This window comes from Calothrix sp. UHCC 0171 (genome assembly GCF_034931845.1).
Taxonomy (GTDB): Bacteria; Cyanobacteriota; Cyanobacteriia; order Cyanobacteriales; family Nostocaceae; genus Brunnivagina.
Genome location: NZ_JAYGHN010000076.1, coordinates 1 through 11676, shown reverse-complemented (window position 1 = coordinate 11676; position 11676 = coordinate 1). Strand labels below are relative to the sequence as shown.

Here is an 11676-nt window from a genome sequence, read left to right as displayed (position 1 = left end):
TTATTCAATCCAATAGAACATACATCCGACCCAAGGCTTTTATGTCCAGCATTCGCTGCTTCCATTAAACCTGGTCCACCTCCTGTGATAATATCAAATCCCGATTTTGCTAATCCTTGGGCAATATTAAACACATCAATATATTCTGGGTCTTGTTGCTTGAGTCGTGCGGAACCAAAAATGGCTACTCGATAATGGGGTTTCATAGTGTTGTAATCTCCTTAAGAATTGTGATGATTTCTTCCGGATTTTGTCTTTGTGTATAATCGGGGTTAACAAAAGCATGGACAATTACACTATCAGTATTGACTACATAAGTTGCTGGTATGGGTAACTCAAAGGTTTCATCCCCATTGCTTGCAGGTAGATTAATACCAAATCCTTGATAAATGGGACGAAGTGCTTCTGGAATTGTAAATACTAAGCCAAATTGACGCGCAACCTGATTACCAATGTCACTTAATACTGCAAAAGTCAATTCATTTTTCTCAACTGTTGAAAGGGAATTATCCGGGGTTTGGGGTGAAATAGCCACTAATGTTCCCCCACAAGCCTTAATTTGCGGTAGTGCTTGCTGTAATGCTCGCAGTTCCAAATTACAATAGGGACACCATCCTCCCCGATAAAAGGAAATTACTAATAAACTTGATTTGAGTAGCTCGTGAATATTAACTAATTCAGCGATCGCATTTGGTAAGGCAAAACTTGGTATCCTGTCTCCTGCTTTCAGAGAATTATCGCTAATACCCGAATTGAGCAAATCGATGGCTGCTTGTTCCATCAATACTTTGACTTCTGCTGGCATTTGTGATTCCATTTGCACTGCTAAATTGACTAAATCTTCAGTTAAATTCATCAACAACTCCTAATTATTTGAGGAATGGGAAAACTATAATTATCTTAAGCTCGGAGAATCTTTTCTACCGCTTCTGCATAGAGTTTTTTTGGCTTTAACCCAGCAATTTTTTCTGCAACTTTCTCTCCTTGAAAAAGCACCACAGTGGGAGCGCTGCGTACACCTAATTCCATTACCAATTCTGGTTCTTCAGCCATATCGATTGTCGCCATATGTATTTCACTACTATGTTGATTGACTAGTTGTTCAAGAATTGGGGCAAGGGTTTTACAACCAGGGCAGTGAGGGACGACAAATTTAACTAAAATTGGATGAGGTGATTGTTGCTGCAACTGTTCTAGAGAATCCCGTCCTTGACTAAAAATTGAGTTGGTTAATTCTGACATTATTGTTTCTCCTTTGATTCAATTAATACTAAATTGATATATCGTTCAATTCTTGAAAAGAGATAGGATAAGCTAATTTGTTGAATAAATCCAAAATTCTTTAGCCTCCGAAAAACCACTGAGTTCCTGTAAGCAGATAATACACACCAGTTAAAATCAGGGCGACGCTACCAAAGCGAATAATTCCCTCAGAATGTTGCAACAACTTATTACTTTGTTTTGCCAATCCTGTAAATAAACTTGCCAGAAAAATTAATAGGGTATAACCAAGCGCATAACTAACCATTGTCAGCGTACCCAATATCTGCGAACCCGTAGCTGCTGCTGATGCTAACACCGCAAATAACACCGGACTTGCACAGGGGGAACTCACCAACGCAAAGGTCAAACCGACTCCGTATGGTCCAGCTTGGGGAAGATTTACATTCATCTGCGGTAAGGGAATATTTACCACACCCATTAACCACAGACCCATCACAGCCATGATTAAGCCGACAACAATATTAATATAGCCACGGTACTCCACCATTACGGCTCCCGCAAAGGAAGATACCAAGCCAAATAGACTTAAAATAGTCACCGCACCCAAAACAAACAAACCCGCTTTACTAAAAGCATCCCAACGGGATTTGATTTTGAGTGTACCGATATAGCTGAGATTGACAGGTAAAAGTGCGAGAATACAAGGAGATACAGATGCGATCGCACCACCTGCAAATGCTAATGGTAACAAGACAAAGGGATTGGCGGTATCCTGTTGATCAAACCATTGTTGGTAGCGGTTTTCGACAATGGAAATTAGCCTTTCTACTGGATGGCTGATTACAGGTCCGAGGGTAATAACTAAAATCAGGGATATTAACCCCAATCCACCATAAAACAGCCACTTTTTTGAGATTTTAGAACGTCGAGCAGGACTTGGCTCGGTGGATGATTGAGATATTTGTTTCATAATAATTTCCCTTGAGCCATGAAGAGATAGGGGCTAATTTTGGGCTAAAGCAGCATCAAGTATTTTGGTGTAGTCAGCTTTGTTGGGATTATTTTTAAACATGGTTAAAATATTTCCAGTTGCCGGGTCAACAATCGCTACTGTGCTGGTTTTACTCTTGTTAGCCTCCAGGAATTTACTTAAACCCAGTTTTTCAGCTTGAGCTTGTGTCTCTTGAACCTTAGCTTTATCGGTGACATCCAAGACGACAAAGTTAACCTTGTCTGCATAATCCTGTTTCAATTGGGACAAGGTGGGTGCAATGTTTTTACAACCAGCACACCAAGTTGCATATACATCTACTAAAACAGGTTTACCCTGAAGTTCTTGTGCAAGAGGTCCTCCCACGGAAGTTAATTTTTTACCAGCACAGGGGTCTTTCTTTCCAGCACAGGGGTCAGCTTGAGCAACTTCTGTAGTCGATGGTGCGGCTTGATTTTGGGAAATATTGTCTGATTTTGTGGTGGTGCAAGATACTGTCAAAACCAGGCTGCTTAAACACAGTAGACTGAGTAAAAATTTGCTATTTTTGAACATGATTGCTTCTTAATGGTTGTACGGCAAAATGTTTTTTCGAGATAACTCGAATTGCATCTATTTACTAAGACGACCGAAGAGCGCGATCGGATTTAATTCAACAAAAATTCTGTTTAACCAACCAAATAGGGGGTTTATACGGAATTGTTCTTTTGAAAACCTGAGAATCTTGCGATTGCTTCGTTCCTCGCAATGACAATATATAATTAATTATTAAGTTTCTTTAAAATCAAATATCCCCAGATAACACTAAATCCGATCGCCTTCTCCAGTCGTCATATTATATAGACGGCTTTTTTACGTGAAAATATCTCTGTGTGCGTTGTGGAGCGAGGTGATGACAGAAGAAATATGCAAAACGGACGACTGTATTAGTTTAGACATGGGTTAAAAATCGCATGGAGCCTAAACACCCCCAGTCAAATTTAACAGGGCTTACCGATGTGACCGATGAAGCTTTGTTTGTGGCGCTCAAAAATGGCGATGCTTCTGCATTAAGTGTTTTGTTTAATCGTCACGGTCGTTTGGTGTATGGATTAGCACTGAAGATTTTGGCAAATCCCCAGGAAGCGGAGGACTTAACCCAGGAAATTTTTCTGACACTGTGGCGAAAAGCATCTACTAATCCCGATTGTCGCTTTTTTGTCCGCTACTTAATCACGATAACGCGATCGCGTGCCATCGACAAAATTCGCGCTCGTACCAGACAACTCAAACTTGTGGAAAAAGTAGGAACTATGAGCAATGATACAACACCCGAACCGACACCCGTGGAACAGGTAAGCAATGCAGAGCGATCGCAACGGGTTAATCATGCTTTACACCAACTTCCAGACAAGCAACGTCGGGTAATTGAGCTAGCTTATAACCAGGGATTGAGTCAATCGGAAATTGCTAAACAACTGGATATTCCCCTTGGTACAGTCAAAACCAGCACCCGTCAAGGATTATTAAAACTCAAACAGATTTTACTAGATTCTGATTTATTGGCATATGAATAAATCTTTCGATTCTGAATATATCAAAAACTTGGCTGCGGGGTTTGTTGTGGATGACCTCACCCCGGAAGAAGCTGAGGAATTTAGGTTGTTACTTAATCAGCACCCCGAACTGATTACGGAAGTTGAGGATTTGCAGGAAGTTTTGCGACAGGTGGTAGATGGTTTCGTTGAGGTGGAACCACCCGCATATTTATTACCAAAAATTCTTTTGCAAGTTGAAGAAATGGCGTTACCGCGTCATATTTCCCAAACAGAACAATCAGAAAATATCGTCAATATTAATGATATTCCGGCTACACAAACCAATTATTTAGTAATACCAAAAATATCTCGACGATGGACACAAATTGCTGGTAGTATCGCCGCATTGTTTGTTGTAATTTTGGGTGTAGATTATTATCGATTACGGCAAAATTTAAGTGGTGCGATTACCGAAAATCAAAAATTACGCCAGGATTTTGCCCAAATTCAAGAGGTGAAAAATCTCCTGCAAAATTCCCAAACTCGTTTATTTACCTTTGAAGCAGTTAATTCTAAAAATAATATTCCAGATAACGCTTCGGGAAGCATAGTGATCAATTCCCAAAAACAAAAAGCAGTGATGGTGTTCCAAAATCTTCCCGCTCCACCTCCGGGAAATGTTTATCTACTGTGGACTATTGTGGCTGACAGAAAGTTTCCTTGTGGTCAAGTCAAACCCTATTCCTGGGGAACTGCTTCCTATGAGTTACCATTTACAGAGCAAATGTACCAAGAATTTTCCCACCCCAAATTTTCTGGTTTAATTGTCACATTAGAACAAGACCCTAATGTAGCTCGTCCTACGGGAACTGTAGTCATGCAAAGTTCGCAGATTTAAATCAATCACACGACTAATGATTTGAAAGTATTAAATTTGGCAATCATGTGCTGCTGAACATCGATTTATCGGAAAAACCAGACTAAAATAACTTTCAAACCTGTTAATATTTAAGAGCTTCCTGCTATAACTAAAAGCACGATCAAAAGTTTTTCGCACTACAGGTGACTGGATCAAATTCAAATCGCTGTTCGTAGTTTGTTTCGCCATACAAATTGAAGCTAATCGTCGGTTCTTCACCAAGTGCTTCAACACTGTGAATAGCATCTGGCATCAAGCTAATAATTTCTCCTGGAGTTAAAATAATTTCGCCAACTTTTTCAATACCCCCTTGATTATCAGTCCGTCTCCACAGTGTATTTTTTTCTTCTCCACTAATCAGTGCGACAACTCCCCAGGTAGCATGATTATGAATTGGTGATACTATTCCTGGCAACCATGCAACTGTCTGCACAGTCAAAGGAAAATCCGGTTCATCATAGAGTGTGAGTACCGACCAACCTGTTTCTGGATCGGGTTCAAGATATTCACCTTGCAACCATTCCGAACTGGTTAATAATTGCCGCACTAGTGGACAAATTGCTTGGAGCCGATCGCGATCGCTGTTAAATTTATAAAGGATATCTTCGATATCTGTTAAAAATCGATAGAGTCGATATTTTCTTGTCGATAATTCTAGATTATCTGCCGATTCTTCCCAGGGTTGACACTTGCCGTCATCTGTCACTAACCAATCTTGAGTTACCATATCTTTTCAAAACTCAACAATTATTACGCATATGGATAAATTTATGTCGAAAATATTTATGTCGAATATTGCTAATATAAACTAAATCCCTGAGAGCTTGCCTTCACATTTCTACACGTGCTTCAAAATACCGTCGATATAGCTCACAACTAGGTACAACCTGATTCCCATGCAGTTTTACCAAACCCATACTATGTAATTTAAATGCACTCAATTGTTCTAATTCAACAGGTTTTGATGATTTGATAACTTGTTCGTATGCTGCTGCTAATTGGGGATGTTCCTGTAGATTTCGTAAGTATCGATGTAGATGATTGCAATAAATACCGGCATCTGTTGCGGCAGTTTTAATTAACTGTTGTAAAGTCAAATTAGCAGATGCGAGATGGTATAAAGCTTGTTGTATTAGGTATGGATGTCCAGCGATAAGTTGCATCAGTTCTGATAATTCATTTTCAGATAAATTCAGTCCATAGCGTTGTTGTAAATCGACTATTTGTAAGAGATTAAATGCTTGCAATTCAATTGCTAAACCGACATTAAAGGGGGATTTGTTAATATCTAAGGGGATATAAACTTCTGTGGAATGGATGATAATTAGTCGGAGATTTTGCCAATGAGGATTACCACTATCCCCGTAGGCTGCTTCCTCATACCAAGAACGAAGTAAGGTAAAGAAATCATCGGCAATTTCTGGATGTAAAAATACTTCGTCAATGTCATCTAATGCTAATACTAAAATCCCATTCAGATTTGGTAGTAAACAGTCTTCAAAATAGGCGGTACAATTACTTTTACTGCCAAAGGTATCACTCCAGTATTCTCCGACTTGATAGGGCAGTTGTAATTTGCGGGTAATAGAGGTACAAAACCACCGTAAAAATTTATCTAAGTCGTTAAAAATGCTGCGTTCTGCTCGTTGTAAACTGAGTGCAACTGTATTGACTTGATTCTGTTGTTTGGCATGGGCTAAAATTCTTACCATCAAGGATGTTTTACCCATTTGACTGGGTGCTTTAATGCGAATTAATGCTCCTGGTCTGGTAATCTCTTCATAACAGCGTGATTCTACCCCTGGACGCTCAATGTATAAGGGTGATTCTAATGCGATTAACCCTACTGGTGCTTCTAATTCTGTCTGTTTAGATGGGGGGGATGGTAAATAGGATATTGCTGATGTTTCTTTCATCCCTTCAGATTCGGCAAATGCTCGTTGTGCTAAAACTGCCATTAAATTATTTTTACTAACTTTTTCCCCTAAACTTACAGACAGAATTTGCCACAGTTTCGGACCTACATCATGTTTAATATATTCAGGAGCATAACCGCAATCGTCTGCTATTTTGTCATATTTTTGTCCTGATAATGCCCCTTTGAGAACAGCTATTTCAATATTTTTCAGGTGTCTTTGCATTTTGCCAAAGACTGCTGCATCTGCTATTTTTAGAGCTAATTCAAAGGCGATCGCGTCTTCTTTCATAATTTCGATCATAGCTATCCCTCCATTTTTTATAAAAACAATTAACTTAAATTAAAATTTCTTCATGTAGCCGAGATTTTTGGATAACATTATCTACAAATTTGTGTAAGAGATGGGTAAAATAATGGTCAGGGTATTGCAAAGAAAAAATCCCCTTGCTACCTAATTCTGCCATTTCTGGGGAGAGTGGGAAAATACCTGATACTGGAAAATTATAGTTTTTTTCGACTTTTTGCTGGAGTTCATCCCAGTCTATATTTATCGGTGTTTTATTGATAGTCATCATTATATTTTTCAGTTGTAACTGACGGGCGATATTCACCGTTACATCAGTTCCTTGAAAGTCCTGGCGGTCTGGACGTAAAATTATAATTAATAGGTTAGATATGGCTATAGATAATAAAGTTTCTCGACTTAAACCGGGGTGGGTATCAATAAATAAATAGTCTAAATTAAGCTCTTGAATTAATTGCCGAAATCCACTATTGAGCAGACTCACATTGTAGCCTTCGCTGAGAATTTTGGCGATATCTTCAGGATTGATACTGGCAGGAATTAAGAAAAGCTGACCTTTTTGCTGATTTAGAATATAATCACTAATATCGTAGGCAGCCTCAGTGATGGAAATACGATTCCACAAATAGTCGTTTAAGGTTTGTCTCTGATTATCAATATTAAATAAGGCATGGATACCAGGTGATTGTAAGTCAGTATCAACTATTGCTACTCGCTTTCCTTGGAGTGCAATTAATACTGCTAAATTGGCTATCAGGTTTGATTTACCAGTTCCACCCCGAAAGGAATGTATCGAGATAATTTTAGACATAATGTTTTTCATACCAGAATTGACATTCCTAGTAGTCCATTACTCTAAAAAACAGAAATGATTGAAAACTGGAACAGATGAGATGAACCACTAGCTAGTTTACTAGTATGGTGCGATCGCCCTACCTCCTGAAAGATCAGTTTTGCTGTGCTGATGGATTTGAAAAGTGACCTTGACAAAACTGCATTTTTGTGAACTATACATTCGAGTAGATTTTTTGATGTGAACTGTAAGTTTTTCTTTCTGGATTGGGCGAAACTATTGCTAAAACAAAGCGATCGCTCGATTGTGGGTTTAGCAGTCACAGCCATTTGAGCAAACAGTTTCGCCAATTTACAGGGACAACACCAATAAGTGCGATGAAATAAGTGCGATGAAATTAGTGCCAGCCCATAAGATTAATTTTTGTTTGCTTTTACATCAATCGGTGTCGAAATATGAGATAGCTTGACAAGCCACTTGCCCTCCAGCTTAAAAATTAGTAATTATGGAAACTAAAATATCTGGATTTGCGTATTTACATTGAGAAAAAAGCTGGTTTTTACTTTTAGTGTTAGTAAATAAGTTTGCATTTAAATACTGAGATTGGATATAAAAATTCCAGATATGGCTTTCAGTCAAGCTATGGGACTTGCAATTAAATAATATACCGATATACCAATCAGATTGAAACTGGGTAAAGATTACAGCGAATGTGTTGATGAAGTGACGACTTCCGCATCAGGGGATATGTGGGAAATGCGGATCAAGAGTTTATCCAGGATTAGCTGGGGAATATTCCCCAAATTGCCAACGTAAAGGTGTAGCATTTTTAGTTTCTAATACCTGTTCAATTTCAAACTCAACTAAACGCTCTGCTCCTGTAAATTCATTTAATCTGTCTGCATCCCAAATCACTTTTGCTTTCCCAGTAATTTGCAAGATATTACCTGTTTGAAAATCGATAAATAATAACCCTGCGTGGGGATTTATCAGTAAATTCCCGAAGGTTTGAAACATATTATTTCCCGCATAATCAGGGAATAATAATTGGCGATGATTTAAGACTTGAATAAATCCCGGAAATCCTCCTCGATGGGAAGCATCTGTACCACTTTGGGGATGAAAACTAGCAATGAAAAATGTGTCTGCTTGGGTTATCCAATTTTGATGTTTTACGCTTAAAGTTTCTCTAGTAAAAGTTTGTGATTGTTCTCTGGATTCAGTTACTGCTTTTTCGATGTGACGGGTTTGGATGTATTTGGGACAGTTAAAAAATGTCTGAACAACGTGTATTTTTATACCATTTAAGTCTAACTCAGCTTTGCCATTGAAGCGCGATCGCCTACGATTTGATAAGTCAATCACTAATAAACCAATATTTTGGTTGTGGTGCAGATTTTGGTACAGTGGGTCAGTGGGTGTAAGACTAGCATCTAAACTGATTTGTAGGGTCTGTTGGTTTAAAACTTGGATAAAACCAGGTTGTCCTGTTAATAAAGATGCCCAGACTTGACCATGTATATCAACTGTACTGGCGATCGCTAATTGTTGCGTGGGTAGAAATTCCTGTGCTGCTGGTTTAATCAAGTTGCTGATTACACTACACAGCTTTTGTGCTTCTTCCCGTTTCCCTGCTTGGGTCTGGACTGCGATTTCTCCGGAATGGAAAGACATGGGAATTTTGGATTTTGTGGATAGTTGCGCTTAGTTTTATGGTTTCAGCAAAATTTTCAAGATGGATTTGGGATGGGTGAGTGTGAGTATTATTGTCAATTTTCGATGATGTCACCTGAGTGACTCCAGATCAGTTTGGCGATCGCTTCAACAAATGAAACTGATCTAGGCAAATTTTTATGAATGTGCTATTGCAATTCCGGTTTGAGTTCTGGGATATTTATACTAAGTTCAAACGGATTTAATTGACTGGGTTCTCCGTCAGCAGCCAACTATCAACGCATTGAGTACACAACTTAAATGCGGAACAGCTGAATCAGAAAGTTTTGCAAGTACAGGGTTATCGTAAATAGTGGCAACTCTCAAAGCTTCGACCGTCGGAATCACGATTATCAAGCAAGCTAGAATTGCTTCCTGTTGGTCTGTGGATGATTTTCGCTGGTTAGAGTCAGCAAGTGAGGTTTTGGGTGTTTCTTGGCAAGAACAAGGTGTTCTGGCTGTAGGGATTTCCGAGGGGACTTGGAAAAGATTTCTAGCTGGGAAAAATCCCATTAATGCTCAAGCTTTTAAAGCTTATTGTCAGGTTTTGGGGTTGAATTGGCAAGAGGTTGCAGAAAATAAGCCAGAAAAACTAGTTTCTCCTTCCTCCCCTCTCCCTCTCTCCCCCACTCCTATTACAGATTGGGGTGATGCTCCCGATGTGTCAATTTTTTATGGTCGCCAGGGGGAAATACGGAAAGTCCAGGAATGGGTGGTGCAAGCAAAGTGTCGTTTAATCACCTTGTTGGGGATGGGGGGAATTGGAAAAACGACGCTTTCGGTCAAATTGGGGCAAGAAGTAATTAAAATGTCGGATTTTGGCTGTTTAATTTGGCGAAGTCTGCGGAATGCACCACCAATTGAAGATATTTTGGCAGAATTAATTCAGTTTTTGTCGGGACAACAGGAAAGCAGTTTACCTAGTAGTTTGAATGGCAAAATTTCCCTGTTATTAAAATTTTTGCGTTCTCGACGCTGTTTAGTGATTTTAGATAATGTGGAGTCAATTTTACAAGCAGGCGATCGCACGGGTAAGTATCAAGCGGGATATGAGGGGTATGGGGAATTATTAAGATGTGTAGCGGAAACTTTCCATCAAAGTTGTTTAATTCTCACTTCTAGGGAAAAACCCCAAGGTTTAGCAAGGTATGAAGGGGAAAGTTTACCTGTGCGTTCTTTACAATTAACAGGTTTAACGGAAACAGAAGGACGGGAATTATTTGCTCTTAAGGGTCAGTTTAGGGCTTCAGAGGTAGAATGGCAAGCTTTAATTTCTCAGTATGGTGGTAATCCTCTGGCTTTAAAGATTGTTGCGTCTTCTATTCACGATTTTTTTGATAGTGATGTTTGCCAATTTTTAGAAATTTCCCAAGAAAGTACGTTTATTTTTGATGATATTCGAGACTTACTTAATCAACAGTTCTATCGTCTGACAAAGTTAGAACAAACAATCATGTTTTGGGTGGCAATTAATCGTGAACCGATTTCTTTATCGGAGTTACAAACAGATTTTGTGAGTTATATTTACCCCAGTGATTTATTAGAATCTCTTTCTTCTTTGCAAAGACGTTCTTTTTTAGAAAAAACCAGTGGTGGTTTTACTCAGCAACCTGTAGTGATGGAATATGTGATTAATCAAATTATCGAGAAAATATCTGAGGAAATAGTTAATCAAGACATTTGTTTGTTTGCAAGTCATGCTTTGATGAAAGCACAGGCTAAAGATTATGTTCGGGAAACTCAAATCAATCTGATTTTGCAACCTGTAATTAATCAATTAATAAATCAACTGGGGAGTTTAGAAAATATTGCTAATTGTCTTCAGGAAGTTCTTAGCAGTTTACAAGGAAAAACACGAACAGAAACCGGGTATATCGGTGGTAATTCCGTGAATTTATTACACCAAGCCCAAATTGATATGAGCGGCTGGGATTTTTCGGATTTAACATTATGGCAAGCATACCTACAAGGTGTACATTTGCATGATGTGAATTTTTCTAATTCCGATTTATCTCGTTGTGTATTTACAGAAACTTTAGGTAATATTTTATCTGCTACCTTTAGTCCAGATGGAAAGCTTTTAGCAACCTGTGATACTGATTGTAATGTGCGGATTTGGGAAGTAAAAACAGGTAAGTTACTATTAATTTGTCAAGGTCATAATAACTGGGTTCGCTTTGTCACTTTTAATCCCGATGGGAAAATGTTAGCAAGCTGTGGTGCTGACCAGCAAATTAAATTATGGAACGTTAGCGATGGTATTTGCATTAAAACCCTCACTGGACACCATCATGAAA

The 11676-nt window shown here is 38.7% G+C and carries 12 protein-coding genes and 1 pseudogene; 4 read left to right on the top strand and 9 right to left on the bottom strand.

All coding sequences use genetic code 11. The features are described from left to right. The 5 genes and pseudogenes from VB733_RS26545 to VB733_RS26525 all read right to left on the bottom strand — a co-directional run. A pseudogene (locus tag VB733_RS26545) lies at positions 1 to 206 on the bottom strand (hypothetical protein); the annotation flags it as partial. Further along, positions 203 to 856, bottom strand: coding sequence for a peroxiredoxin-like family protein (locus VB733_RS26540; protein ID WP_323343048.1), 654 nt, complete (start codon positions 854 to 856; stop codon positions 203 to 205). The gene VB733_RS26540 and the pseudogene VB733_RS26545, both read right to left, overlap by 4 nt. Before the next feature lie 44 nt (positions 857 to 900). Next, positions 901 to 1242 carry a thioredoxin family protein gene (locus tag VB733_RS26535; RefSeq protein ID WP_323343047.1) on the bottom strand — a complete coding sequence of 114 codons (342 nt, stop codon included), beginning with the start codon at positions 1240 to 1242 and terminating at the stop codon, positions 901 to 903. Positions 1243 to 1342: 100 nt separating this feature from the next. Next, entirely contained in the window at positions 1343 to 2194 is an 852-nt protein-coding gene (locus VB733_RS26530) for a cytochrome c biogenesis CcdA family protein (protein WP_323343046.1), read from the bottom strand. Between the two features lie 33 nt (positions 2195 to 2227). Then, positions 2228 to 2770, bottom strand: a complete 543-nt coding sequence (locus VB733_RS26525; protein WP_323343045.1) for a TlpA family protein disulfide reductase — start codon at positions 2768 to 2770, stop codon at positions 2228 to 2230. 398 nt (positions 2771 to 3168) lie between these two features. On the opposite strand from VB733_RS26525, the gene VB733_RS26520 reads away from it, so the two are divergent. Next, positions 3169 to 3771, top strand: coding sequence for a sigma-70 family RNA polymerase sigma factor (locus VB733_RS26520; RefSeq protein WP_323343044.1), 603 nt, complete (start codon positions 3169 to 3171; stop codon positions 3769 to 3771). Further along, positions 3764 to 4630, top strand: coding sequence for an anti-sigma factor (locus tag VB733_RS26515; RefSeq protein ID WP_323343043.1), 867 nt, complete (start codon positions 3764 to 3766; stop codon positions 4628 to 4630). The genes VB733_RS26520 and VB733_RS26515 overlap by 8 nt, the downstream gene beginning before the upstream one ends. A gap of 142 nt (positions 4631 to 4772) precedes the next feature. On the opposite strand, the gene VB733_RS26510 is transcribed toward VB733_RS26515, so the two are convergent. The 3 genes from VB733_RS26510 to VB733_RS26500 all read right to left on the bottom strand — a co-directional run bounded on the left by VB733_RS26510 (position 4773) and on the right by VB733_RS26500 (position 7684). Then, positions 4773 to 5378, bottom strand: a complete 606-nt coding sequence (locus VB733_RS26510; protein WP_323343042.1) for a cupin — start codon at positions 5376 to 5378, stop codon at positions 4773 to 4775. Between the two features lie 103 nt (positions 5379 to 5481). Next, positions 5482 to 6870 (bottom strand): AAA-like domain-containing protein, encoded by a 1389-nt coding sequence (locus VB733_RS26505; protein ID WP_323343041.1) that lies wholly within the window; start codon positions 6868 to 6870, stop codon positions 5482 to 5484. Between the two features lie 34 nt (positions 6871 to 6904). Beyond that, positions 6905 to 7684 carry a MinD/ParA family protein gene (locus VB733_RS26500; protein WP_323343040.1) on the bottom strand — a complete coding sequence of 260 codons (780 nt, stop codon included), beginning with the start codon at positions 7682 to 7684 and terminating at the stop codon, positions 6905 to 6907. 248 nt (positions 7685 to 7932) lie between these two features. On the opposite strand from VB733_RS26500, the gene VB733_RS26495 reads away from it, so the two are divergent. Next, positions 7933 to 8052, top strand: coding sequence for an AraC family transcriptional regulator (locus tag VB733_RS26495; protein ID WP_323343039.1), 120 nt, complete (start codon positions 7933 to 7935; stop codon positions 8050 to 8052). A gap of 385 nt (positions 8053 to 8437) precedes the next feature. Here VB733_RS26495 and VB733_RS26490 read toward each other — a convergent pair whose 3' ends face one another. Beyond that, entirely contained in the window at positions 8438 to 9340 is a 903-nt protein-coding gene (locus VB733_RS26490) for a pyridoxamine 5'-phosphate oxidase family protein (protein ID WP_323343038.1), read from the bottom strand. A 352-nt stretch (positions 9341 to 9692) separates the two neighbouring features. Between VB733_RS26490 and VB733_RS26485 the strand changes: the two genes are divergently transcribed. Further along, positions 9693 to 11676, top strand: a 1984-nt coding sequence (locus VB733_RS26485) for an NB-ARC domain-containing protein (RefSeq protein ID WP_323343037.1), incomplete at its 3' end; no start/stop codon positions are given.